Here is a 24,492-nt window from a genome sequence, read left to right on the forward strand (position 1 = left end):
CAAAATCATTAATGAAAATGAAAAACAGACCGAAGGTAAACATTAAAGATGCCTCTCTTAAGTCTTCAGAAGAGATTCTTAATGCATTTTCTGTAGATAAGGAAAGAGGGCTTTCAGAAGAAGAGGTCCGGAAAAGATTGAAAAAACATGGCAAGAATATTCTGGAAGAACAATCCCAAAAAAGTATCTGGCAAATACTTTTTTCCCAGATCAATAACCCAATAATTTACCTTTTAACCGCTGCGGCTATTTTAGCCTTCTCCTTTAATGATATTGCCGAAGGAATCGCTATTGTTGTGGTTCTCGTGATAAATACAATTATAGGATTCTGGATGGAATATAAAGCCCAGAAATCCATGAAATCCCTAAAGGATTTAGATAAAATAAAAGCAAGAGTAATTCGCAACGGCAAAAAAGAAAATATAGATGCTGAAAATTTAGTGCCCGGCGATATTTTAATTGTGGATTCTGGCGACCTTATTCCCGCCGATGGGAGAATAATTGAGGCCACAGAATTGCAAATTGACGAATCCCCGTTAACCGGAGAATCGGTACCTATAAGCAAATCTTCAGATACCCTGGAGGAAAAAAAAACCGTAGCTGATCGCAAAAATATTCTGTATAAGGGAACCGCTGTAAGCGGCGGTACAGCAAAAGCTGTGGTGTATGCAACTGGAATGCAAACCGAATTAGGGAGCATTTCGGCCATGGTAGGAGAAGAGAAAAAAGATGAGATTCCTTTAAATAAAAAATTAAGTGAACTCACTAAAAATCTAATCTTTGTAACTTTAGGGCTTGCCATTGCTTTCCTGGTATTCGGCTGGATAGCCGGAAAAGAAATATACTTGCTTATTCAAACCTCTATCGCATGGACAATTGCCGCCATCCCCGAAGGTTTACCAATCGTAGCCAGTATAGCTCTCGCAAGGGGCATGCTTCGCCTGGCAAAAAAAAATGTTATTGTTAAGAAACTTGAAGCTGTAGAAACTCTTGGAGAAACCACAGTCATCTTCACAGATAAAACCGGAACCCTTACAAAAAATCAGCTCACGGTAAACACCTTATTTTTTCCTGGAGACATAAGAATGGATGCGGAGTGGAAAGATGCTAAACCCAATATTGAAGAAAAACAGGAACCAAAGGAAAACGAAAACTTTCTTCAGATATTCAAAATATCAATACTGGCCAATGATGCGAGTTTAGAAGAAGGTATATCTGAAGAAGAAAATGAGGAAAAAGATGATGAAGGAATTGAGAAAAGCGGAAAAGGAGATGGAGATCCACTGGAAATAGCCTTACTAAACTTCACTAAAAAGTTTGATGAGAATCTTTACCGGAAAAATCGTGAATTAAAGAGAGAATTACATGATCCATTCGACTCCGAATCGATGATTATGGGGGCAATTTACCAGGTTGATGAAGGTTTTTATGTGGCGGGAAAAGGCGCTGCCACAGCCATTCTTGATCGTTCAACCAAAGTTCTAGTTGGTGATGAACTAAAAGAACTCTCTGATGAAGACAAAGAGTACTGGCGTAAAAAAAACAATGAATTATCTGAAGAAGGCTTACGGGTACTCGCTTTTTCCTATAAAAATATAGACAAGCTACCTGAAGGAAAAGAAGCGGAAGATTTTATTCATGAAATGAATTTTGCCGGTTTAATAGGCTTTATTGACCCGCCCCGAAAAGAAGTTTCCGATGCAATTGATGTATGCAAAGAGGCAGGAATAAAAGTAATCATGATCACCGGAGATCATCCCGGGACGGCAAAAAATGTTGGAAAACAGGTTAGTTTGTATGACGAGGAAGAAGAAAACGGAGACGGAGTACTTTCCGGGGAAAAACTCCGAAATGAAATTAAAAAAGAAAATGTTTCGAGCTTGGTAAACACCAAAATATTTTCCAGAGTAGATCCTGCCCAGAAATTAGCTGTGATAAAACATTTTCAGAAAAACGGAGAGATAGTGGGAATGACCGGGGATGGCATAAACGATGCTCCTGCCCTTAAAAGGGCTAATATAGGAATAGCCATGGGCAAACGCGGAACCCAGGTTGCCCAGGAGGTGTCTGATATGGTTCTCAAGGATGATTCCTTCACGTCTATTGTAATTGCCATTGAACAAGGGCGAATTATTTTTGGAAACATAAGAAAATTCATCATTTATCAGCTCTCTTATCACCTGAGTGAAATTCTTATAATAGCACTTATTAGTTTTACTCTTTTTTACCTGCCCTTACTTCCGCTACAACTACTTTTCCTTAATCTATTATCAGATGTTTTTCCTGCTCTTGCATTGGGTATAGGGAAGGGAAATTCGGGGATTATGAAAAACCCTCCAAAAGATCCTGAAGAACCTATTCTAACCAAAAAGAACTGGATCCAGATAGGCTTATACGGAGTGATTTTGACGATTTGTATTTCAGGAGCGTATTTCTTTGCCCACTATGTATGGAATCAGCCCAAAGAGATTACAAATAACGTTGCTTTTTTTAGTCTTGCAATTGCTCAATTACTCCACGTTTTTAATATGAGAGAAACTGAAGAGAAAATTTTTAATAACCAGGTAACCCGTAATAAATATATATGGATGGCCCTCGCATTTTGTTTCACGATACTGATTGCCGCCTATTTTATTCCCGGAATTTCTAAAATTCTTTCTTTTCAACAACTTGAATTAAGGATTTGGGGACTTATAATTATTACAAGTTTACTACCCTTAATAATAATTCAGCTTATAAAAATTTTCAAAAAAAACTTTTAAGTCTAAACGGCTAAGTAAAATATCTTTCAATAAAAATTAACTGATATACTCACTCTTAATCAATAAACAAATACATATGAAAATTGTAAGCTTAACCCTGAATCCGGCACTGGATAAAAGCACATCTATAGATAGGTTGCAGGCGCAGAAGAAACTACGTTGTAAGGAACCTGTTTATCATCCCGGGGGAGGTGGTATTAACGTTTCAAGGGCTATAAAGATCCTTGGGGGCGAATCCTTAGCAATTTATGCAGGAGGGGGACCTGTTGGCGATAAAATTGAAGAACTGCTTAAGAAGGAAGAAGTAAATCAACAGCGCGTCAACGTAAAAGAAAATACACGGGAAAATTTGATGGTTGTTGAAAATTTAACCGGAAATCATTTTAGATTCGGGATGCCGGGAGCAAATGCAGGACAAGAAGGCCTTCAAAAATGCCTGGATGCAATAAAGAATCTCCCGGATGATGTTAAATACCTGGTTGCCAGCGGCAGTTTACCGCCCGATGCACCGGATGATTTTTATGGGACAATAGCGGAAATTGCCAAAAGCAAAAATATTAAATGCATAATAGACACTTCAGGAAAGGCTTTAGTGAAAGCTTCAGAAATGGGGGTTTGTATCATGAAGCCCAATTTAGGAGAGTTAAGTACGCTGGCAGAGAAAAAGGAAATTTCAGGACTGGAACAGGAGAAGATCGCAAAAAAGATAATAAATGAAGGCAAAGCAGACATCCTAATAGTTTCCCTGGGTGCCCGGGGAGCAATGCTAGTTACTAAAGACAGCATTGAATACGTAGTACCTCCTACCGTCAAACAGGATAGTACCGTAGGTGCGGGGGATTCTATGGTTGGAGCCTTGGTTTTATCTCTTTCCCGTGGAGACTCATTACTGGATGCCGTAAGATGGGGAGTTGCCGCAGGTACTGCTGCCACAATAACCCCCGCAACAGAATTATGCCGTAAAAAAGACGTGGAAAAGATTTATAACTGGCTTAGCAAAAAATAACCTCCGAAATCAATGTATCAGAGAAATTAGAAGTCAATTAATATGACAAGTGATGAGAAAATTATTAATATAACTGCCTTCTCACCTTTTTAAATTACAGGATTGAGTTTCCTAAGAAAGGACAGTAAATGTTTTATCCACAACAGTGGTTTAACGGTGATACTCTGTATTTACTGCCATTGTTCGATCAAACTTCCAATAAAAAAAGCAACAGCTGCAGCAGATCCTCCAATTAGTAACATCTCCCCTCCCGCGAGGTAAGGATTTCCTCCGGTAAGTTTTGTCCTCAATGCCCCAACCCCAAATAAAGCCAAACCGGTGGCAATGCCAGAGAAGATAAAAGAATTTGAAGTAAGTGTTATAAAAAAATAAGGTACAAGTGGTATTATCCCAACGATTATAAAAGCCAGAAAAGTAAATAAAGCTGCAATCCTGGGATTATGTTTTTCCTGTTCCTCCATATTATTGCTTTTTTTCCTGGCCAACTCAGCTTTGTTAGCGAGAAAGTCTGAGGAAGCCATAGAAAAGCCATCTGCAAATAAGGATGCAAATCCTACCACAAGAATGGCTTTAGTTCCTAAATTAGCTCCTTCAACACTGGAAACTATTGCAAAAGTGGTAATTATTCCATCGTTTGCTCCATAAACTGCATCTCTTATATATCTGGTTAGCAATTTTATATATAACATAGTATCCAATTCTATTAAATTACACCCAACCTTCCAAAATCTAATTATTTAAAAATAGTCTTATTCAGACCATTATTCAATGATGAAGGTCATAAATACCGGGTTGGATGGAGAGTTGAGATTTGATTATATTTCTTTAGAAGCAATCAAGGTTATTCGGTTGAAAAAAGAAATAGATTTAAAAAAAAGGTGGTCAAGCTAAAGGATAATACATATTTAAAGGCTCATTTATTGGTTTTTGGGATCCTCTTTCAAAGCTTCAAATCCTGAAATCAAATCAAACAATTCTTCATCAATAGCACTTTGTCGCCTGTGATGAAATTTACCGCCAAGAGTATCCAACATCTCATCAATATTTTTTTCTGCCCTTTGCATAGCGGCTAAACGACTCGAGTTTTCACTTACCAAAGACTCCGCACTTGCCTTGAACAACGAAACAAAAAGAAATTCTCTAATAAGTGCCTTCAAGGTTGACTTTTTTCCACCGGCAACCTGCGGTAAATTTTTTGTAGGCCATTTTTGGACATCTAATACATGTACCCATTTCTTTTCTAAAGGCAATAATTTTTGCATTTCAGGCTTGTAACCTGTTACAGGTTTTGGTTTGTTATGAAACAGATAATATTCCTTCTTTTCTTCTGTTTCAAAATTTTCAAGACTCTTAATTAATATTTCTCTTACCAGAACAGTAATGGCGTTAACCGAATTTGGAACAGAAAAAAGTTTTGTGACATTAAATCCGAGATCCATCAATCTGAACTGAATGCGCTCACCTACCACCCAAATTTCTTTTTCGCCTGGAAATTCCTGAAGGGAGGTGGAAACAAAATCGGAAAGGGAGTCATTAAAAGGCCCTACCAGACCTTGATCGGATCCAAAAACAATCGCGCAAATTGATTTTGAATCGGTTTTTTTTGAGGTTAAATTTTCTCTCTTTAGATTGACTTCCTCTTCCCTAAAAATAGCGAGAATCCCCAAGGTAACAGTTCGGTAATAATCTCCCAGGGAATTTACCGCCGACTCATATTGTCCAATATTTGAAGCTGCCATGGTTTTCATAGTCCGGACGACCGATTTGAGGTCCCCTGCTCCTGCCAGTTTTCTGCGTAAGCTCTCTAAGGTCTCCATTATCTTCAGGTCTTGTTAGGTTCCGGTTTCTCCTGAAAAGAAGAAAGCTTCTTACCCGCAATATCCAGGATTGACTTCCGGTGGTCATCATTCAATTTTTTATCTGAAAATATACGGTCAATAATTTCCCGGGGAATTTCATTGGCTTCCTCCAATAAGGAAAGTTCAGCCTCCCGCATTTTGTTAAGTGGGATCGTATCAAAAAGTCCGTTTGTTAATGCGAGAAGAATCATAATTTGTTCAGGAACCGACATTGGCTGGAGTTCTGGTTGTTTCAGACCTTCACGAATTCTTTTTCCATGGTGAATTTTCTTTTTAGTATCATCATCCAGACGGGTTCCGAAACGAGCAAAACTCTCCAGTTCTTCAAACTGGGAATACGCGAGTTTAAGGTTTCCGGTTATAGATTGAAAGGCAGGCAACTGGGCTTTTCCCCCAACCCGGGAAACCGATTTACCAATATCAACCGCCGGTAAAACACCTTGTTCAAATAATTTAGGGGAAAGATAAAGCTGCCCATCATTTATGGAAATAAGATTTGTAGGAATATAGGCTGAAATATTTTGAGCTTCGGTTTCTATAATTGGTAAGGCGGTGAGTGATCCTCCTCCAAGATCTTCATTCAAATGAGTGGCTCTTTCAAGCAATTTTGAATGTATATAAAAGATATCCCCCGGAAATGCCTCACGTCCCGGTGGTCTTCTTAGCAATAGTGAAAGTTCGCGATAAGCGCGCGCATGATGAGTAAGATCGTCATAAACAATAAGTACATCTTTACCTTGTTCCATGAAGTATTCTGCAATACTGGTAGCCGCATAAGGAGCTATATATTTTAATCCGGGGGAGGTGTTCCCTTCAGCAACTACTACAATGGTGTATTCCAATGCCCCCTTATCTTTCAGATTTGCAATTACTTTTGCAACCGATGATGAGCGCTGGGAAACAGCACAATAAATACAAATTACATTTTTATCTTTTTGATTAAGTATGGTGTCAATTGCAATGGCCGTCTTGCCTGTTTGCCGGTCACCCAGAATCAACTCCCGTTGTCCCCGGCCAATGGGAATTAAAGCATCCACCACTTTTAATCCAGTTTGCATTGGAACTCTTACCTCGGCCCGATCCATAATTGCAGGAGCTGGGCGTTGAATTGGCATTCGTTTACTAAAACTGATATTTCCTTTGTCGTCCATTGGTTTCCCCAACGGATTGATCACCCTCCCAATCAAGCCTTCTCCTACAGGAACATCCAATACCCGCCCCGTTCGTTCCACCTCATCGCCCACGCTCAAATTTGTATCCTCTCCCAAAAGGATCACACCTATTTCACTTTCATCAAGATTGTAAGCAATTCCAAATAAATCATTGGGGAACTTCAGTAGTTCTTCAAAACCTGCACCTTGAAGTCCGGAAACCCTAACCACTCCAGATGATACGCTCATCACGTAACCAACTTCCCGGGGAGAAAGAGATGGGACATAATTTTCCCTGCTTCGGGTTAATTTATCGAAGGTCCTCTTTAAAGTTTTATTTAACTCTCCTGACGGCATCTTATTGATTTTTTAATTCATTTTTGGATTCTTCTTCTATTGTTTCTGAAATATTTTTCTCCAGTGAATTCAGATACTCTGAAATACTCCAGGAAATTTTAAATCCGTTTGCAGTCAATTCGACACCACTCACCAATTCCGGTACGGTTTTATATTGAAATTTGGTTTCGGTTCCTAAAATATCCGTAACTGTCTTTTGAATTTTAGTTTTTTGTGTTGAAGAAAGTTCGAATGCACTGCGAACCCTAATTGGATCCGACTTAGATTTAAAAGCTTCCAAAAATTCTTTCTTTTCATCTTCTTTCAAATCCTTTAGACGGCTTATAAAGATATTTAGAGTTTGTGCCTCCATATCGAGGGAAGCCAGATCTGAAAGAGTTTTTCTGGTAATTGAAAAAACTTCCTGCTGTACCTTTCTCTCGATCTCCTGGCTAAGATTTTGTTGGTCTTCTTCTGAAGATTTTTTAAGTTGAGAACGAAATTTACCTGCTTCTTTTCTGGCTTCCTCTAGAAGTTCTTTACGTTTTTCTTCAGATTCCTCAATAGCCTTTTTCATCAATTTCTTCTTTTTATCTTCGAAATCTTCATTTTTCTGTTCGAATACCTTTTTCTCCTCCTGAGCTTCTTGTTTTTTTGATTCTGCCTCCTCAAGTTGAGATTTGATTTTCTTTTCGCGTTCTTTAATGGCATTAAGAATTGGTTTATATAGAAATCGTTTGAGCAACCCCACTAAAATGAGGAAGTTAATTATCTGAGCAATCACGGTAAACCAATCAATTTGCATAATGATATATTATTGAATGAAATGATTCCAGAACGGATTAGCGAAAACAAGAATCATTGAAAGCACAAAACAATATATGGCTGTAGATTCGATCATCGCTAATCCCACAAATAAAGTCCTGGTAATAGTGGCCGAAGAATCAGGCTGCTGGGCTATGGAACTCAGTGCTTTTGATAAGGCTCTACCTTCGCCTATTGCAGGGAACATGGTCCCTACAGCTGTTGTAAATCCGGCAGTAATTATTGAGACTACTGCAATTAGTGTTAAATCATCCATTTTTATCTCTTTTTAGTTAATAGTTATATTGCTTTTATTTTTACCGCTCCAGCTATATAAACTGTTGCCAGAATACTAAAAATATAAGCCTGTATCATACCTGTTAACAGGCCAAGAACATTCATAATGACGGGAAAAATAAATGGTGCTATGCTTAAAAGTATAGCCACAATCATTCCTCCACTCATGATATTCCCAAACAACCTTATAGCAAGAGCCAGGGTTCGTGAAACCTCACTAATCAGGTTAAATGGCAACATGATAAACGTAGGCTTGAGATAGCTTTTGAGGTAACCTCCAAAGCCTTTCTTCCCAATACCAAAATAAGGCACAGACAGAAAGACACTAATAGCCAATGCCGCAGTAGCCGAAAGGGAACTGGTTGGTGGTTGATACCAGGGAAAAATGACGAATAAATTGGCTAAGCCAATAAACAGGAATAAAGTTCCGATAAACCCGATATATTTTTCCGGTTTTTCAAGTCCTATTTCTTTTATTTGATTGCTTATCATTATCACGATTATCTCTAAGATCACCTGCCAGCGGGAAATATGAATTTCTACTTTGAGATTCCTGGTAATTAATCTTGATGAAATAACCAGGATCAGCATTAATGCCCATGTGGTAACAATGGTTAGATTAATATTAATAAAACCATATTCCCAAAAGATAATTTCATCAGGACTTAGCTTCATGACTTGACTGCTTTTTTAATTGTATTGTTTTTTCCTCATTAGATTTCGTATGGTGAATAATGATGCTACGGGCAATAATAAACCCTAGAACAGAAATAAGAAGATTTTTCCAACTTCCCTGGGACAGGTAATAAAACCCAACCAAAGTAATACTTACCCGAATAATAAAACTACCTATGAGCCATAATGCAGGCCTTTTTGAGGTCACCACTTTTTTTACAGTGAACCAAAGCCCTCCAAAAAACAATATCCCCAGAACTACGCCCGCTGTAAGCACAAATACCATGTATATAATTTCATTCATCTTTTTCCTCTTTTGTAAAATTCAACTCTTCCTCTTTATTGTTTGGATTCATCTCTCTGTCTTCATTGGCTACCCAAAACCATGCTATCAAACACCCTATTATTAAGCCTATGACCAAAAAGGTCAATGTCCAGGAAAAGGATTGAGGATAATTATTATCCAGCCATATTCCCAAGACCGTTCCTAGCAGCGTAGGCACGGCTACAGACCAGCCTACCATCCCAAACATTCCCAGCCCAGCCCAAATGCTCTTTCTTTTTTCGCGCAATGCTTTAAGTTTGCGTCTTTCTTTTTTACCCACCTGTTGGCTAAATGCATTCCTTTTATTTTTCTTCTTTGCAGGTGCCATTATTTTATTCTTTACTTAGTTTTTCCAGGCTGTATATAAATCCGCTTTCCAATTTGGCCATTACAGAGCGGACTTTTTTTTCAGTTTCATCGAGATCCACAAATTCTTTTTCTACCGATTCCTGTAGCTTTCCAAGATCACCGCCTCCTATGGCATTACGAACAGAAATCAGTACTTCCAGTCCTGCCTTTACCAGAATACCTTCATCTATGGCCAGATACTGGACTCCCTCCGCTTCTGTTTCATAGATAAATACCCCCGGTATCAATGCGGCAACACAGTCCAGTCGTTGTGGTAAAAAACCAAAGGATCCTTCACCTGTTTCGGCAACAACCCGCTTCACATTTCTTACTTTATCAAAAACCTTGAATGGAAGAAGGATTTTAACAGTCATTAATTCATTTTCCATTTCAAATATTATTTTCAATTCACCGAACTTTTCCCCTTTTCTTTTTTTTCTTTCTCCTGAGCATCCTCGATAGTCCCGATCATGTAAAAAGTACTTTCCGGTAGATCTTTGAACTCATCTGAAAGTATACGTTCACAGCCATTCAGGGCGTCTTCCAGGCTAACGTATTTTCCGCTAATCCCACTAAATTGTTCGGTAGTAAAAAATGGTTGCGTAAGAAATCGTTCTAAACGTCTTGCCCTATTTACCAGATTTCTATCATCGGTAGATAATTGTTCCAGACCCAGCATAGCAATAATATCCTTAAGGTCTTCATATTGCGCAAGGGTTTGCTTAATTTCCTGTGCAAGATTATAATGCCTTTGACCAATTATTCCGGGAGTAGCCATTTTTGAATTGGACTGTAACAGGTCTATAGCTGGATAAAGTCCTTCGCTGGCTTTTTTTCTGGAGAGAACAATTGATGCGGAAAGATGTGAGAATGTATGTACAGCTGCCGGATCGGTTAGATCATCGGCTGGAACGTACACGGCCTGGATAGATGTAATGGCGCCCTCATCTGTATTAGCAATGCGCTCTTCCAGTTTGGAGAGTTCGGTTCCCATTGTAGGCTGGTAGCCCAACCGGGATGGCATTTGACCCATAAGGCCTGAGACCTCCATCCCTGCCTGAATAAACCTAAAAATATTGTCGATAAGCAACAATACATCACGGAACTCATCATCCCTAAAATATTCGGCCATTGTCAAAGCCGCATGCCCAACCCGAAAGCGAGCTCCTGGCGGCTCATTCATTTGCCCAAACATCATCACCATATCATCCAGAACACCGGCTTCTTTCATTTCATTATAAAGCTCATGTCCTTCCCGGCAGCGTTCCCCTATTCCACAAAATATACTCACCCCCTTGCCGTGGCCAACCATATTATGGATCATCTCCGTGAGCAAAACAGTTTTTCCTACCCCGGCTCCTCCAAACAAACCGGCCTTTCCGCCTCGTTCCAATGGAATGAGAATATCGATAGCCTTAATTCCGGTTAGGAAAATTTCAGATTTTGTGGATCGTTTTGTTAATGGGGGTTGTTCCTGATGAATATTACGCCACACCACTTCTGATATTTTCTCCTCGTGGTCTATCGTGTTTCCAAAAACATCGAACATCCTGCCCAGGATATTTTTTCCAACGGGAACTTTAAGCTGTTCTCCATCTGTTTCAACCCGCATTCCCCGTGATAATCCCTGGGTGGCGTTTAACGCAATTCCTCTAATTCGGTTTGAGTCAATTTGCGACAGTACTTCAATTCCAATTTCATTCCTTTCTCCTGTGTGAAGCAAAGTAAAAATAGAAGGTAACTTGTTTTCAAACCATACATCAACAACGCTTCCCCTTACCGAAATAACTTTTCCGTAATTTAAAGAGTTGTTTTTATGAGATGAATTTGCCCCCATATTTTAAATCTGAAGTAAGATTTTTTTAATTCAAAAAACACCTAATCCTCATTGAGGATTTTACCTGCTTGATGCGCGGGAAGGTCCCTCGAGGTTTCCCCGAATCACTCAGGTGGGATTGCCTCGAATTTTTAAAATATTTTTCTCCTATAATAATCCCGATATCGCCTGTAGGTTTGGCACCGGGGTTTTTGATTCATTTCTCAGGATTTCAGTTTGCTGTTTTAATTTCTCAGCTTCCTTTAATAATGGGACGTTCATAGAAAAGCTGATTTCAAAAGCGAAAACCCTTACTTAAAGATAGGATTTTTTAGGTGAAATAGTTTAAGCTTTTTGAATTTGTTAGGCTCTAAATGTATGTGTTCCATAGAAATAAATGTAAATACGCCAATTCTGTATAACATTCCCCAGGAAATCTAAAAACCCAAAAAAAGGTCTAGAATTCACTGTTCAGGTTTTTCTTTAGACTTCCAGGTAGATTAATCTTTGCTCCTACTTCATAGAAGTTTAAAATGAGTTTTTAAGGTGATTTGGGTTTCTTGTTTAGAAAAGACAAGTATGGTGCGCAATCCAGGAACTTATCTATATTCCATTGAGTTCACCACTTATATTTCTTTAGGATTTTCATTAACAAGTATTGCTCTTTCCTGCACAGGAAAAACTGATCTGTTGTTTTTAAAACTCCCAAGCCCAATAAATAAGAAGTTTTTATACTTTTTGAAGTTAATTCACCTTACTTTTTATGGTATTCTCCCGATGGATCTTTCCGTTTGATGTTTCTTCGAATTTCTCTATGAGATAGATCTTTTTTGGAATCTCGTATTTCCCAAGACTTTTTAAGTTTTTTATTTTCTCCTTTAGCTCGTTTAAAACATCTTCAGAAAAATCACTTTCTACAAACAGCACTAGTTTTTGTCCTAAAGCTTCATCGGGCATCGAGGTCACAAAGAGTCTCTGGTCGATTACCTTTCTCAGCTTTCGCTCAATCTCTTCGGGAAATAGTTTAATTCCTCCGGAATTGATCATATTATCAATACGCCCTTTCCAAATAAATTTCTTGTAAGTTAGAATTTCAACCACATCATTGGTAACGATAGGCTCATCTGCCAGTTTTGGTGCTTTGATAACAAGGCATCCTCTTTCATCCTGAGAAATATGGATATTAGGTAAGACCTTAAAGGGTTTAGCCTGTTTTTTCTTATTCTTCGGATTCAACCTTTTCGCTGCTATATGGGTAACGGTTTCAGTCATCCCATACGTTTCATAAATTTTGGTCTCTACATCTTTTACCATCTTTTGAAGTTTTGGAGAAACGGCTCCTCCTCCAACAATAAGTTTCTGAATAAGATGCAGGCGGCCTATGGAATTATCCAGTTGAAAAGGAGTCATGGCGCAAAAGTCGTAACGCTTAAAAACCTGGTCCAAAGGATTTGAAGATGGCGGTATGAGATCAAGATGCCAACCCAGCATCATTGCCCGCACCAGCATCATCTTTCCGGCAATAAAATCGGCCGGGAGGCACATGAGAGCTGTGGTTTTTTCCGGGAGATCAAAGAACTTGGAAGTAGCAAGAGCCGAATTGATCATATGCTCTTTTTTGATTTTTATTTTTTTAGGTTTCCCGGTAGATCCCGAAGTTTGGACATCTATAGTATCCCCGGGTTTGATCCAGTCCAAAAGAAAATTTCCAATTCTTTCTTCAAAAGGCTCACCTTCTTTTATAAAACTATAGGCAACCTGATAAAGTTCAGTATTGGAGAAATATCGCTTGTTAAGCCTAAAATCCGGATGCGTTTCCGGGACTTTATATTTATCTGCCATTGCTTTAACCAAAGTTGGAGTTTTACTAATTAATTAAAGTTACCAAATAGTTATGAAAATTTTAAGCCTCTTTGGAAAGTTTTAAGGTTTCAGGCTCTTTCACCTTGCCGAAAATTTTGTGCCGCCAGTCCTTCCAACCATATTTTCTGGCCATAATATATAACAGGGCAGGATAAATTATAAATACCGGAACAAGCACATCCCATCCTGCAGTAGGATCAGAAACATCCTTTAAAATTGAATGACTCTGGAAAGCAGTCCAGTCAGCAGTGACTAATAATACGGCCACCAGGTTATTAGCCGCATGAAAACCAAGGGCTAGTTCGAGACCTTCATCCATTAAGGTCATGATCCCTAACATAAAACCAGTGCCTATATAATAAGTCATAATAATATTTCCCATCTGGGTTACCTCCGGATTAAAAAAATGAAGTCCTCCAAACACAACCGAGGTAATTAAAAGTGGCAGCCATCTATTACCGGCCAATACACCTATTCCCTGCATTAAATAGCCCCGGAAAAAATATTCCTCAAAACTGGTTTGTAAGGGAATCATTATTATTGCTATCAAGGTGAGAATTAAAAAAGGGACAGGTTTAAAATTCACCACAAAATCTTCCGGGTTAGCATAATAGTCTGCCAGACTTAACAGCACTGTTAGAACAGCCACAAGTCCAAAAGCAAAGAAAACCCTACTCCAGTCTATTTTTTTTCTACTTGTAGTAAGAGATTTCAGGCTTTGTCCGTGAAGAAATTTAACCGCCAGAAAAACCGCTACCAAGCCAACAGCAAAAGTTAGCAGCATTAGAAATAGATTGAGGTTTGGTTCCAGAATCTGCATAATCTGAGCCTCATCCATCCCCATTACTTCCATCCCTCCGGAAAGAAAAATAACCACTGCAAGGGGAATTTGGCCAATAATTACTCCGGCGATCACTAAAAGAGTTCCCAAAATATATCGCCAGAATTCGTGACGATATTTAAAAGCTTCAGCTATATACATGTGTTAAAAATTAAAATCCCATTTTTGCCTGGGATTATAGTGAATTTGACCTTGGTTTACTTCCAGCGGACTCTCGAAATTATTAGTGTAAAGGCTACCTGTACCTAATCCCTGTGGCATTTTTGTATTTTTTGTGTAGGTCCACTGTGATATACAGCTTAGCCCCACATTGCTTTCAAGAGCGCTGGTTACCCACCAATCAGTTTTCTGTTTTTCGGTGAGATCTATCCATTGCTGGGTGCCTTTGAAACCACCTATCAAACTGGGTTTAAATATAAGGTACTGGGGGTTTATGACCTCCAACATTTTTTCTTTTTCCTTACGATCAAAAATCCCGATAAGCTCTTCATCCAAAGCTATGGGCAGTGGGGTTTTCGCACATAAATTTGCCATTTCCTCCCATTGTCCCTGTTTAATTGGTTGCTCTATACTGTGTAATTGAAAATCACTAAGCAGCTTTAATTTTTCTAAAGCATCTTCTGCAGAAAAAGCTCCGTTGGCATCCACCCGCAATTCAATTTCTTCGGAAGAAAATTCTCTTCGAACATATTTGAGAAGCTCAAGTTCTGTTTCAAAATCGATAGCGCCTATCTTCATTTTGATACAATCAAAGCCCGCATCTATCTTTTCGGTAATCTGCTGCTTCATATAATCTTTTTCTCCCATCCAAATTAACCCATTGATAGGGATGGAAGCCTTGCCACGGGTAAATTCCGAAGGAAAAAGTTCAAACTTATTTTCAGAATTTAAGGATCTAAAAGCCATTTCTACCCCAAACTGAATACTCGGGAATTCCTTTAATTCCTCCCACAGGAATTCAGAACCCGTATTGATATTGGCACATACCCATTTTAGCTTTTCCTCATAATCAGGACGGTCGTCTATGCTCAGGCTTCTAAGAATACCACATTCTCCAATACCCGTTCTATTTCCATCGGTGATTTTTAGAAACCAGGTTTCCTTAGTAGTAAGAACGCCCCGGGAAGTTCCGCTGGGGCGTTTAAATTTTAAAATATATTTCTTGTAATTTGCCTGCATCTACAGGTGTGTTTTTATTTATAATTCTATGCTTTCTCCAATCTCCAGAAGCATCAGGTCTTTCCCTTTTTCATAAAATTTGCGCTTGGCTTCCTCGTGATCAATTTCGATATATCCAAAAGTGTCGTAATGGCATCCCAGCACCTTATCGCACTTCACGAAATCACTGGCTATAATGGCATCATCAATTCCCATCGTAAAATTATCACCAATAGGCAAGATGGCCAGGTCCAACTTTGTTTGCATCGGGATAAGCTTCATATCCATCGTTAAGGCCGTATCACCGGCAATATAAATATTTTTATGTTCTCCCTCAATTACAAAGCCTCCCGGCTGGCCACCGTAAGATCCATCAGGAAAAGAGCTACTATGAATGGCGTTAACATACTTAAGCGTTCCAAAATCAAAATCCCAGGTTCCACCGTGATTCATAGGATGTACTTCCATGCCTTTTGCTTCATAATGATTGGTGATTTCAAAATTGCTAACAATTACAGCTCCTGTTCTTTTGGCAATAGCCTCGGCGTCCAAAGTATGATCCTGATGAGCATGAGTGAGCAAGATATAATCTGCCTTAAGCTCTTCGATATCGATCTTATCTTTTGCAAGTTGATTCCCGGTGATAAAAGGATCCACCAAAACCTGTGTGTCTCCTATCTTAATTCCCAGGCAACTTTGTCCGTAAAAACTGATTTTCATCTTAATAAATTTTTGGTTGAATAATAACACTAAAACAGCTAAACATAGCTTTACCCGTAAAATTAAGGATTAGGCATTTTCTTTAGGATAACCGCAATATATAATTTTGTTAAAACCTCAGATAATCTGCCCAATCCCAAAGAGGATTGCAATACCAAATGTTGAAAGTGCCAGAATCTTTAATTCAGGATCCAGCAAAATAGGATTCTCATTTTCAACAACCCTTTTTAGATGAAGTAGCAGCGGTACCAGGGCGGGTAAATAAAGAAAATCACTCATCCCGTCCATACTAAGTACTGTATAAACAACAAGGCATAAAATTGCCACCAGAATCAGGACATAATGATAATTTTTAGCATTTCTATCCCCAAGGATCACAGCAAGAGTATTTTTCCCCGCCTTTTCATCAGAATTCCGATCACGCATATTATTGAGATTTAGTACTCCCATACTTAAAAGACCTATTGTACAGGCTGGAAGTAAGACTTCCCATTTAAACTCATGTGCATACAAAAAGTAGGAACCATAAACCGCTACTAACCCAAAAAACACAAACACAAATACATCTCCCAGCCCACGATAGCCATAAGCTGATTCTCCTACGGTATATTTTATAGCTGCAGCGATAGCTGCAATTCCCAGAATAAAAAACAACATTGCGAAAAGAAGATTTTCTTTCCCAAAAGCAGCGTAGATAAGTAAAATCGCCAGCAACATGGTACCTATAGCTGTGATGATAATCCCATGTTTCATTTCTGTTCTGGTGATCAATCCACTTTGTAGGGCACGTTGCGGCCCAACACGATCTTCATTATCGGTTCCTTTAACCCCATCTCCATAGTCATTGGCAAAATTAGAAAGCACCTGAAGCCCTAAGGTTGTTCCCAGTGCCAAACTAAAAATGGCTATATTAAAATACCCGTGTTGCACAGCGATTGTGGTCCCCACGATAATTCCGGAAATCGATAAGGGCAGGGTTCTTAGACGAGCAGCACTTATCCAGGAGTTTAATTTCTTCATTAATTAATTCATGATTTTTACCAATAGTTCTTTTAACAGGTCGCCCTGGGAAACATTGGCTGCACCAATTCCCTTGCTTTTTGCATCGGTTTGATGCAAGAGGTCAATCGCCCGGCTAACTTTTTTCATTGGGTGATTTTTTGCCGCCAAAACATAATCACTCACAAAATATGGATTAACTTTAAGCTGTTTTGCCACATTGCCCTTGGATTTATCTGTGAGCCCGTGGTATTGCAATATTTGGGAAAAATAAGCAAACAAAAGGGAAATAGTCATTACCAAAGGGTTGTCTTTTGGGTTTTGTGCAAAGTAATTAATAATACGATGTGCTTTCATCACGTCCCGCTCTCCTATGGCTTTACGCAGCTCGAAGTTATTAAAATCCTTACTAATACCTATATTTTCTTCAATAAGCTCCGGGGTTATCTGGGTATCCTTTGGGGTGATGAGCTGAAGTTTTTCCAATTCGTTATCGATCTTGCCAAGATCGGTTCCCAGAAACTCAAGCAGCATTTGGGATGCTTTAGGAGAAATACTATAACCCCTGGATTTTAAAGTTTTCTGTATCCATGGCCCAATCTGATTATCATACAGGCGTTTACTTTCAAAAACAAGCCCCGACTGATTAATAGATTTATACAATTTCTTCCTTTTGTCTATTTTTTTGTATTTATAGCACATTACCAATACAGTGGTAGGCTGCGGATTATCCGAATAAGCGCTTAAACTCTCAATGCTCCTGGAAAGATCCTGGGCTTCTTTTACAATTATCACCTGTCGTTCTGCCATCATCGGGTAGCGGCGGGCATTGCTTGCAATTTCATCAATAGTGGTATCCCGGCCGTATATAACGATCTGGTTAAAGCCTCTTTCTTCCTCGGCCAGGATATTTTCTGCGATAAAATCAGAGATTTTATCTATGTAATATGGTTCTTCCCCCATCAGAAAATATATGGGGCTGATATTTCCCTGTCTGATGCTGTTTACAATTTGCTTTGCTTCTTCCATATAAAGATTTAGATCGGCTTGTAATTTTGGAATTTAATTGATGGCCTTATACAGAATAATCTTCCGACTTTGTTATTTTTGGGCTTATGCTTGACCTCAATTTTCCCCGGTACCGGTTTCGGTTCAAAAATAATGAAAATAAAATAGCAGTTTTTGATGAACTGCGGAAAAAGTTCGTGGTCTTAACGCCCGAGGAATGGGTTAGACAGCATTGTGTTCGTTTCCTGATAGAAGACAAAAAATATCCAAAAAGCCTTATAAATGCTGAAAAGCAGCTAAAACTCGGCAAACTCATAAAAAGGTATGATCTTATAGTTTATAATTCTGATGGCAGTATTTTTCTTATTGTAGAATGCAAGGCTCCGGGAGTGAAAATATCCCAGGCTACCTTTGACCAAATTGCAAGGTATAATTTAAGCCTTAACGCCAAATACTTAATGCTTAGCAATGGACTTGAACATTATTACTGCCAAATGGATTATGAGCAGGAAACCTACAATTTTCTAAAGGAGCTTCCCCAATGGACCCAGAAATGAAACCCGAAACAAATAAAGAATTAAGCCTCAGCCTGGCAGTAGTTATCCTAAACTGGAATGGCAGAGATCTTCTGCGGAAGTTTCTACCCTCGGTTCTTCAATTTTCTCCAAATGCATATATATATGTAGCAGATAATGCTTCAACCGATGATTCGGTTTCTATTCTAAAAAAAGAATTTCCTTCAGTAAGGATTCTTCAGAATAAAATAAACGGTGGTTATGCCAAGGGCTATAACGATGCCCTGAAACACCTCAATGAAGATATTTTTATCCTGCTGAACTCTGATGTTGAAGTTACCGAGAACTGGCTTAAACCAATCCTCAATATTTTTAATACAGAACCAGATACCGCTGCGGTACAACCAAAATTATTGGACTATACCAACAAAAATTATTTTGAATACGCCGGAGCCGCAGGAGGTTTTATCGATAGGCTGGGTTATCCTTATTGCCGGGGCCGGATATTTGACAGCCTGGAAGAAGATCACGGCCAGTATAATGACGATAGTGATATTTTTTGGGCAAGCGGGGCCTGCCTGGCCATCCGAAATCTGGCTTTTTATGAGGCCGGCGGACTTGATGAAGCTTATTTTGCCCACCAGGAAGAAATCGATCTTTGCTGGCGCCTGCACAACCTGGGATACAAAGTTAAATATTCAGGAGCTTCCCGGGTTTATCACCTTGGTGGGGCCACCCTTGAAACCATGAATCCGCGAAAGACTTTTTTCAATTTCAGAAACAGTTTATTTTCGCTATTAAAGAATGTCCCGGGACCCTCGGCTTTTTTCCTGATTTTTTTAAGAATGAGCCTGGACTTTCTGGCAGCCATAAAATTTATTGCAGCAGGTAAATTTGCACACTTCTTTGCTATTTTTCAGGCTCATCTAAGTTTTTACAACCACATTCCCCTCTTTTTGAGAAAGCGCAAAATGCTACCAAAAAAGAAAGATTATTACACTCATAAATCTATTGTAATCTCTTATTTCATCAACGGTAAACGCAAATACTCTGATTTATAGCAAAACATTTAAAAACTAATGTTAAAGCTTCTTTTCCCCTTTATATTTTTTTGATACTTTTGGGACATCTAACATTAATAATAATTACAAGTTATGAAACGAATCATGCTTTTATCGGCTACTGTTGCTGTTTTACTTTCTTCTTGTGTTTCACAGAAGAAATATTCAGAACTGGAAGCCAAGCAAAAAGAAACTCAGGACCAGTTAAACACGGCCACAGTTAAATTAAATTCTTGTTTAGACGAGAAAGAAAGCCTAAACAGGCAAATCACTACGCTAAACAACACCAATGCTGCCCTACTTAATAATGTTGGGGATCTGGCAACCCTTTCTAAAAAAGAAGCTGAAAACCTTGAGCGTTCTTTAGAGAGCATAAAAGAAAAAGATTTAGCTATTAGCAGAATGCGTGATGCTATCAATAAAAAAGATTCTGTTACTCTTGCCCTGGTTACTAGTTTAAAAGGAGCTCTTGGAAATATGAGCGACGAAGATATCGAGATCAATGTTGAAAAAGGTGTGGTTTACGTTTCTATTTCTGATAAACTACTATTCGATAGCGGACGTTACAATGTGACTTCACGTGCTAAAGAAGTACTTGGAAAAGTGGCAACCGTGGTAAAGAACCGTCCGGAAATAGAATTTATGGTTGAAGGTCACACCGATGACAAGCCAATTAAAACTTCCATGTTTGAAGACAACTGGGATCTTTCTGTAAAACGTGCAACTTCTGTAGTGCGCATTCTTCAGGATGAATTTGGTGTAGAACCAGCGAGAATGACTGCAGCAGGTAGAAGTTACTACATTCCTGTAGCAACCAATGAAACTGCTGAAGGTCGTGCGAAAAACCGCAGAACCCGTATCGTGGTTCTTCCAAAACTTGATCAATTCTACGGAATGATTGAAGAAGGAATGAAAGCAGCCGAATAATTTATAGCAATATAAAATTCAAATAAAATACCCCGCTTTAAGCGGGGTATTTCTTTTTAAAAAAGTGTCTTTTTTAAACTACATAATCTCGATGCTACCTTTTCCTTCCCGTATAACTTCAGGCTCAGCAGTAGTAAGATCTATTACTGTGGAAGGAATATTATCTCCATAACCACCATCAATAACAATGTCTACCAGATTATCCCATTTCTCTTTGATAAGTTCAGGATCGGTGGTGTATTCCAGGACTTCATCATCATCTCTTATAGAAGTAGAAACTATAGGGTTTCCTAAAGCCGAAACCAGCGCTCTGCAAATATTGTTATCCGGAACTCTAATCCCTACCGTCTCTTTCTTCTTAAAAACATTTGGCAGATTGTTGTTCCCCGGAAGAATATAGGTGTAAGGGCCGGGAAGTGTTCTTTTAAGAATCTTGAAAGTTGCTGTATCAATTTGTTTTACATAGTCTGAGAGGTTACTCAAATCTTCACAAATAAAAGAGAAATTTGCTTTCTCCAGTTTAACTCCTTTGATTTGTGCGATCTTTTCCAAAGCAGAGGTATTGGTTATATCACAACCTAAACCATACACGGTGTCTGTAGGATAGATTACCAGACCACCATTTTTAAGGCTTTTAACCACCTTATTGATTAGTTTTGGACTTGGATTCTCTTCATAAATTCTAAGTAATTCAGCCATAGTTATAGATTTTATATCCCCGAGAATTTACAAATTTTCACGCAGATAATTTTTAAATTGGTTCAGTTAATCTTATTTAGAAACTTCACTTTCCAGTTTTAGCACTTTACTTCCGTCTCCCTGTTCTATAAGCAGTGCTTTATTTCCTTCTTCTCCTTTGCGGGTTACTTTGCTTCCTTCTATCGTTTTGGTGACTTCTTCAACATAAGTTTTTATCACCTTGCCTTCAGCTTTACCTTTACCCCATTTCCAACTTACTTTACTTCCCTCCTTCATTATTTTTTATTTTTAAGGTAAAAAGAAAGCCGCTTTTCGCGGCTTTAAATAACAGAAGTTTAACGACTTAACTGAGCAATTTCAATTTTGCAAACCGTAACAACAGCTTCTTAATTCCACCATTCTCAAAATCGATTTCAGCTTTTTTATCCTGCCCTACTCCATCAATACTTAAAACTTTTCCTTTCCCGAAACGCATATGTTCTACTTCATTTCCCGCTTCCAGCTTTATGGTATTAGTTGCTTTTTGAGGCTCCGGAGAAGCAGGTTTCAATTTTCGAAGTTTTCTTAGTTGAGATTCTGTGGGTTTATGAGCCGGGGGCGGAGTACCATTTTTAGGCTTAGATTGTCTAAGTTTTGATTTATCTACATCCCCAAAAATATCGGTGTCGATAAGTGGTTTGTATTTATAGTCATCCTGTGGAATCATATAATCCATGAACTCCTCATTTATTTCCTCAATAAACCTACTGGGTTCAGCATCCACGAGTTTTCCCCATCGGTATCGCGATTGGGTATAGGTTAAGTAAGCCTGTTTTTCAGCCCTAGTCAAGGCAACGTAGAAAAGTCGGCGTTCTTCTTCCAGCTCGCTTCTGGTATTCATACTCATTGCCGAAGGAAACAGGTCTTCCTCCAGGCCTACAATATATACATAAGGAAACTCCAGGCCTTTCGCCAGGTGAATTGTCATTAATGCAACCTTGTCATCATCGCTGGTCTCTTTATCCATATCGGTGGCAAGTGCAACATCTTCGAGAAATTCAGCCAAGCTACCATTGGCATCAGCAAGTTCTTTCTGCTCTTCAACAAAATCCTTGATCCCGTTTAGCAATTCCTCAATATTTTCTATTCGGGCAATCCCTTCCGGAGTTCCATCCTTTTTGAATTCCTGAACCAAACCGGATTTTTTGGTTACCGTATCGGCCACGGTAAAAGCATCGGCATTTTCAGCAAGGATCGTGAAACTCTTGATCATATTCACAAAGTTCTTCAACTTGGTGCGAGTGCCGCTGTTTATCCCTAAATTAAGCTGATCGATATTTTCAATTACCTCAAAAATTGAGCGCCCGTATTGATTGGCAGCAATAGTTAGTTTATCCATTGTGGTCTGGCCAATTCCCCTTGCCGGGTAATTAATAACCCGTTTTAGAGCTTCTTCATCTTTTGGGTTAATAAGCAATCGTAAGTAAGAAAGTACATCTTTGATCTCCTTTCGCTGGTAAAATGAAAGTCCGCCATAAATCCTGTACGGAATCTCTTTTTTCCTCAAGGCATCCTCCATAGCCCTACTCTGGGCATTGGTTCGGTATAAAATCGCAAAATCATTGTTTTTAAGCTGATGCTGCATCCTGTTTTCAAAGATAGATCCAGCCACAAAACGTCCTTCCTCTCCATCGGTCAACAAACGATTCACCACAATTTTTGGCCCGTCTTCATTTTCTGTCCAAACCACTTTTTCAAGTTTGGTCTTATTTTTCTCGATTATCGAATTTGCCGCATTCACAATATTTTTAGTAGAGCGGTAATTCTGTTCCAGCCTGTACATCTGAACATCGGGATAATCTTTCTGAAAGTTCAGAATATTATTGATATTAGCCCCACGGAAAGCATAAATACTCTGCGCATCATCTCCTACCACGCATATATTCTGAAATTTATCTGAAAGTGCTTTCACAATAAGGTACTGTGAGTGATTAGTATCCTGATACTCATCTACAAGGATATACCTGAAGCGGTTCTGATATTTTTGAAGCACCTCGGGGAACCTGTTTAAGAGCTCATTGGTCTTCAGCAATAAATCATCAAAATCCATAGCCCCGGCTTTAAAACAACGCTCCACATATTCTTTATAGATATCACCCAATCGAGGTTTTTTAGACATCGCATCGGCCTCCTTAAGCTCAGGATTCTGAAAATAGGCCTTTACCGTAATCAGGCTGTTTTTATATGAGGAGATTCGGTTATAGACCTGCTTGTACTTATACACATCCTTATCCAGGCGCATATCTTTTATTATCGCCCTTATCACACTTTGGGAATCCTGGGTATCATAGATCGTGAAGTTGGAAGGGTACCCAAGTTTATCGGCTTCAAAACGAAGGATCTTGGCAAAAATCGAGTGAAAAGTTCCCATCCACAGATTTTTCGCCTCAGAACTTCCTACGATCTTGGCAATCCGGTTTTTCATCTCGCGGGCCGCTTTGTTGGTAAAAGTAAGCGATAAAATATTAAAGGGGTCCACACCCTGGCTCATCAGGTAGGCGATCCTGTAAGTAAGCACCCGGGTTTTTCCCGATCCTGCTCCCGCAATAACAATCATAGCTCCGTCTTTCTGCAGTACCGGAGCGCGCTGAGCCTCATTTAATTCGGCTAAATAATTTTCCAAATTTCCTTCAGTTTTTTAAAGGCGTGAATTTAACCAAAATGCCCTGAAAATTAAACCCACACGACTATTCTTTTTAAACAAATCCCTAAGATGCAATGGCAAAAACCAGTAATTTAAATATATTTAAAGCTCAATGCTCACTAAACTATTATGAAAAAAATCAGCCTTGCCTTCTTTGCCCTTTTCGGCTTAGGCATTACAGCCCAGGAAATAGATCCTGAAATCAGCACCGCTGCTGAGAATCTTGAAGAACAGGTAATCTCATGGCGTAGGGATTTTCACCAAAACCCCGAACTTTCCAATAGGGAATTTAAAACCGCAGAAAAAATTGCAACTCATCTCGAGAAACTGGGAATAGAAACTCAAACCGAAGTAGCAAAAACAGGAGTGGTAGGAATTTTAAAAGGTGATCATCCCGGGAAAACCGTTGCCCTCCGTGCCGATATGGACGCCCTTCCTGTCACCGAAAGAAACGACCTGCCCTTCAAATCTGAAGTCACTACTGACTTTCTTGGCTCCCAAACCGGAGTTATGCACGCCTGCGGCCACGATACGCACGTGGCAATTTTAATGGGTGTTGCCGAGGTACTTTCTCAAAATAAAGACAAGATCAATGGAACGGTAAAATTTATCTTCCAACCCGCTGAAGAAGGCCCGCCA

25 protein-coding genes are annotated in these 24,492 nt (G+C 39.0%); 6 read left to right on the forward strand and 19 right to left on the reverse strand.

Annotated elements, in window-relative coordinates; genetic code table 11:
• Positions 1-17: 17 nt before the first annotated feature.
• Entirely contained in the window at positions 18-2,762 is a 2,745-nt protein-coding gene (locus VIM94_RS08040) for a cation-transporting P-type ATPase (protein ID WP_332038778.1), read from the forward strand.
• A gap of 76 nt (positions 2,763-2,838) precedes the next feature.
• On the forward strand, positions 2,839-3,768 hold the full coding sequence (locus VIM94_RS08045; protein ID WP_332038779.1) for a 1-phosphofructokinase family hexose kinase: 930 nt from the start codon (positions 2,839-2,841) through the stop codon (positions 3,766-3,768).
• A gap of 170 nt (positions 3,769-3,938) precedes the next feature.
• Here VIM94_RS08045 and VIM94_RS08050 read toward each other — a convergent pair whose 3' ends face one another.
• The 16 genes from VIM94_RS08050 to holA form a co-directional block, all read right to left on the reverse strand.
• A complete protein-coding gene (locus tag VIM94_RS08050; RefSeq protein WP_332038780.1) occupies positions 3,939-4,457 on the reverse strand; it encodes a VIT1/CCC1 transporter family protein in 519 nt (172 codons plus the stop codon).
• 228 nt (positions 4,458-4,685) lie between these two features.
• The gene (locus VIM94_RS08055) at positions 4,686-5,585 is read right to left on the reverse strand and encodes a F0F1 ATP synthase subunit gamma (protein ID WP_332038781.1); all 900 of its coding nucleotides are present in this window, start codon (positions 5,583-5,585) and stop codon (positions 4,686-4,688) included.
• A gap of 5 nt (positions 5,586-5,590) precedes the next feature.
• The gene (locus VIM94_RS08060; RefSeq protein ID WP_332038782.1) at positions 5,591-7,135 is read right to left on the reverse strand and encodes an alternate F1F0 ATPase, F1 subunit alpha; all 1,545 of its coding nucleotides are present in this window, start codon (positions 7,133-7,135) and stop codon (positions 5,591-5,593) included.
• A gap of 1 nt (position 7,136) precedes the next feature.
• Positions 7,137-7,919 carry a hypothetical protein gene (locus VIM94_RS08065; protein ID WP_332038783.1) on the reverse strand — a complete coding sequence of 261 codons (783 nt, stop codon included), beginning with the start codon at positions 7,917-7,919 and terminating at the stop codon, positions 7,137-7,139.
• 9 nt (positions 7,920-7,928) lie between these two features.
• Positions 7,929-8,195 carry a F0F1 ATP synthase subunit C gene (locus VIM94_RS08070; RefSeq protein ID WP_332038784.1) on the reverse strand — a complete coding sequence of 89 codons (267 nt, stop codon included), beginning with the start codon at positions 8,193-8,195 and terminating at the stop codon, positions 7,929-7,931.
• 23 nt (positions 8,196-8,218) lie between these two features.
• On the reverse strand, positions 8,219-8,890 hold the full coding sequence (locus VIM94_RS08075; protein ID WP_332038785.1) for a F0F1 ATP synthase subunit A: 672 nt from the start codon (positions 8,888-8,890) through the stop codon (positions 8,219-8,221).
• The gene (locus tag VIM94_RS08080; RefSeq protein ID WP_332038786.1) at positions 8,874-9,194 is read right to left on the reverse strand and encodes an ATP synthase subunit I; all 321 of its coding nucleotides are present in this window, start codon (positions 9,192-9,194) and stop codon (positions 8,874-8,876) included. The genes VIM94_RS08075 and VIM94_RS08080 overlap by 17 nt, the downstream gene beginning before the upstream one ends.
• Entirely contained in the window at positions 9,187-9,543 is a 357-nt protein-coding gene (locus tag VIM94_RS08085; protein ID WP_332038787.1) for an AtpZ/AtpI family protein, read from the reverse strand. Before VIM94_RS08085 ends, VIM94_RS08080 begins: the two co-directional genes overlap by 8 nt.
• Positions 9,544-9,547: 4 nt before the next feature.
• Positions 9,548-9,952 (reverse strand): F0F1 ATP synthase subunit epsilon, encoded by a 405-nt coding sequence (locus tag VIM94_RS08090; protein ID WP_332038788.1) that lies wholly within the window; start codon positions 9,950-9,952, stop codon positions 9,548-9,550.
• 14 nt (positions 9,953-9,966) lie between these two features.
• Positions 9,967-11,400, reverse strand: coding sequence for a F0F1 ATP synthase subunit beta (gene atpD / locus VIM94_RS08095; protein WP_332038789.1), 1,434 nt, complete (start codon positions 11,398-11,400; stop codon positions 9,967-9,969).
• A gap of 723 nt (positions 11,401-12,123) precedes the next feature.
• A complete protein-coding gene (locus tag VIM94_RS08100; RefSeq protein WP_332038790.1) occupies positions 12,124-13,221 on the reverse strand; it encodes an AMP-binding protein in 1,098 nt (365 codons plus the stop codon).
• Between the two features lie 61 nt (positions 13,222-13,282).
• A complete protein-coding gene (locus VIM94_RS08105; RefSeq protein WP_332038791.1) occupies positions 13,283-14,224 on the reverse strand; it encodes a CPBP family intramembrane glutamic endopeptidase in 942 nt (313 codons plus the stop codon).
• Positions 14,225-14,227: 3 nt separating this feature from the next.
• Complete coding sequence (locus VIM94_RS08110) at positions 14,228-15,262, reverse strand: o-succinylbenzoate synthase (protein ID WP_332038792.1); 1,035 nt, start codon at positions 15,260-15,262, stop codon at positions 14,228-14,230.
• 18 nt (positions 15,263-15,280) lie between these two features.
• A complete protein-coding gene (locus VIM94_RS08115; protein ID WP_332038793.1) occupies positions 15,281-15,961 on the reverse strand; it encodes a metal-dependent hydrolase in 681 nt (226 codons plus the stop codon).
• Between the two features lie 117 nt (positions 15,962-16,078).
• On the reverse strand, positions 16,079-16,981 hold the full coding sequence (locus tag VIM94_RS08120; protein WP_332038794.1) for a 1,4-dihydroxy-2-naphthoate polyprenyltransferase: 903 nt from the start codon (positions 16,979-16,981) through the stop codon (positions 16,079-16,081).
• Positions 16,982-16,984: 3 nt separating this feature from the next.
• Positions 16,985-17,989 carry a DNA polymerase III subunit delta gene (holA, locus tag VIM94_RS08125; protein WP_332038795.1) on the reverse strand — a complete coding sequence of 335 codons (1,005 nt, stop codon included), beginning with the start codon at positions 17,987-17,989 and terminating at the stop codon, positions 16,985-16,987.
• A gap of 86 nt (positions 17,990-18,075) precedes the next feature.
• Between holA and VIM94_RS08130 the strand changes: the two genes are divergently transcribed.
• From VIM94_RS08130 to VIM94_RS08140, 3 genes are all read left to right on the forward strand, one after another.
• Entirely contained in the window at positions 18,076-18,525 is a 450-nt protein-coding gene (locus tag VIM94_RS08130; protein WP_332038796.1) for a type I restriction enzyme HsdR N-terminal domain-containing protein, read from the forward strand.
• A complete protein-coding gene (locus tag VIM94_RS08135) occupies positions 18,522-19,544 on the forward strand; it encodes a glycosyltransferase family 2 protein (protein ID WP_332038797.1) in 1,023 nt (340 codons plus the stop codon). Before VIM94_RS08130 ends, VIM94_RS08135 begins: the two co-directional genes overlap by 4 nt.
• Before the next feature lie 93 nt (positions 19,545-19,637).
• Positions 19,638-20,471, forward strand: a complete 834-nt coding sequence (locus VIM94_RS08140) for an OmpA/MotB family protein (RefSeq protein ID WP_332038798.1) — start codon at positions 19,638-19,640, stop codon at positions 20,469-20,471.
• A gap of 78 nt (positions 20,472-20,549) precedes the next feature.
• Here the strand turns inward: VIM94_RS08140 and VIM94_RS08145 are convergent, their stop codons facing one another.
• The 3 genes from VIM94_RS08145 to VIM94_RS08155 all read right to left on the reverse strand — a co-directional run bounded on the left by VIM94_RS08145 (position 20,550) and on the right by VIM94_RS08155 (position 23,832).
• Entirely contained in the window at positions 20,550-21,170 is a 621-nt protein-coding gene (locus VIM94_RS08145) for an L-threonylcarbamoyladenylate synthase (RefSeq protein WP_332038799.1), read from the reverse strand.
• 72 nt (positions 21,171-21,242) lie between these two features.
• Entirely contained in the window at positions 21,243-21,446 is a 204-nt protein-coding gene (locus VIM94_RS08150; RefSeq protein WP_414707165.1) for a DUF2945 domain-containing protein, read from the reverse strand.
• Positions 21,447-21,513: 67 nt separating this feature from the next.
• On the reverse strand, positions 21,514-23,832 hold the full coding sequence (locus VIM94_RS08155) for an ATP-dependent helicase (RefSeq protein ID WP_332038800.1): 2,319 nt from the start codon (positions 23,830-23,832) through the stop codon (positions 21,514-21,516).
• Positions 23,833-23,982: 150 nt separating this feature from the next.
• Between VIM94_RS08155 and VIM94_RS08160 the strand changes: the two genes are divergently transcribed.
• The coding region (locus VIM94_RS08160; RefSeq protein ID WP_332038801.1) for an amidohydrolase at positions 23,983-24,492 on the forward strand (510 nt) is incomplete at its 3' end.

Origin of the sequence: Salegentibacter sp. (assembly GCF_036568425.1) — a bacterium.
GTDB lineage: Bacteria > Bacteroidota > Bacteroidia > Flavobacteriales > Flavobacteriaceae > Salegentibacter.

Bases quoted from the DNA above. Each gene is read 5' to 3' on its own strand.
- VIM94_RS08150 (WP_414707165.1), bottom strand. From the start codon at position 21,446: ATGAAGGAGGGAAGTAAAGTAAGTTGGAAATGGGGTAAAGGTAAAGCT.
- VIM94_RS08115 (WP_332038793.1), bottom strand. From the start codon at position 15,961: ATGAAAATCAGTTTTTACGGACAAAGTTGCCTGGGAATTAAGATAGGA.
- VIM94_RS08050 (WP_332038780.1), bottom strand. From the start codon at position 4,457: ATGTTATATATAAAATTGCTAACCAGATATATAAGAGATGCAGTTTAT.
- VIM94_RS08100 (WP_332038790.1), bottom strand. From the start codon at position 13,221: ATGGCAGATAAATATAAAGTCCCGGAAACGCATCCGGATTTTAGGCTT.
- VIM94_RS08055 (WP_332038781.1), bottom strand. From the start codon at position 5,585: ATGGAGACCTTAGAGAGCTTACGCAGAAAACTGGCAGGAGCAGGGGAC.
- VIM94_RS08075 (WP_332038785.1), bottom strand. From the start codon at position 8,890: ATGAAGCTAAGTCCTGATGAAATTATCTTTTGGGAATATGGTTTTATT.
- VIM94_RS08070 (WP_332038784.1), bottom strand. From the start codon at position 8,195: ATGGATGATTTAACACTAATTGCAGTAGTCTCAATAATTACTGCCGGA.
- VIM94_RS08140 (WP_332038798.1), top strand. From the start codon at position 19,638: ATGAAACGAATCATGCTTTTATCGGCTACTGTTGCTGTTTTACTTTCT.
- VIM94_RS08105 (WP_332038791.1), bottom strand. From the start codon at position 14,224: ATGTATATAGCTGAAGCTTTTAAATATCGTCACGAATTCTGGCGATAT.
- VIM94_RS08145 (WP_332038799.1), bottom strand. From the start codon at position 21,170: ATGGCTGAATTACTTAGAATTTATGAAGAGAATCCAAGTCCAAAACTA.
- VIM94_RS08110 (WP_332038792.1), bottom strand. From the start codon at position 15,262: ATGCAGGCAAATTACAAGAAATATATTTTAAAATTTAAACGCCCCAGC.
- VIM94_RS08080 (WP_332038786.1), bottom strand. From the start codon at position 9,194: ATGAATGAAATTATATACATGGTATTTGTGCTTACAGCGGGCGTAGTT.
- VIM94_RS08130 (WP_332038796.1), top strand. From the start codon at position 18,076: ATGCTTGACCTCAATTTTCCCCGGTACCGGTTTCGGTTCAAAAATAAT.
- VIM94_RS08040 (WP_332038778.1), top strand. From the start codon at position 18: ATGAAAAACAGACCGAAGGTAAACATTAAAGATGCCTCTCTTAAGTCT.
- VIM94_RS08085 (WP_332038787.1), bottom strand. From the start codon at position 9,543: ATGGCACCTGCAAAGAAGAAAAATAAAAGGAATGCATTTAGCCAACAG.
- VIM94_RS08045 (WP_332038779.1), top strand. From the start codon at position 2,839: ATGAAAATTGTAAGCTTAACCCTGAATCCGGCACTGGATAAAAGCACA.
- holA (WP_332038795.1), bottom strand. From the start codon at position 17,989: ATGGAAGAAGCAAAGCAAATTGTAAACAGCATCAGACAGGGAAATATC.
- VIM94_RS08090 (WP_332038788.1), bottom strand. From the start codon at position 9,952: ATGGAAAATGAATTAATGACTGTTAAAATCCTTCTTCCATTCAAGGTT.
- VIM94_RS08135 (WP_332038797.1), top strand. From the start codon at position 18,522: ATGAAACCCGAAACAAATAAAGAATTAAGCCTCAGCCTGGCAGTAGTT.
- VIM94_RS08060 (WP_332038782.1), bottom strand. From the start codon at position 7,135: ATGCCGTCAGGAGAGTTAAATAAAACTTTAAAGAGGACCTTCGATAAA.
- atpD (WP_332038789.1), bottom strand. From the start codon at position 11,400: ATGGGGGCAAATTCATCTCATAAAAACAACTCTTTAAATTACGGAAAA.
- VIM94_RS08120 (WP_332038794.1), bottom strand. From the start codon at position 16,981: ATGAAGAAATTAAACTCCTGGATAAGTGCTGCTCGTCTAAGAACCCTG.
- VIM94_RS08065 (WP_332038783.1), bottom strand. From the start codon at position 7,919: ATGCAAATTGATTGGTTTACCGTGATTGCTCAGATAATTAACTTCCTC.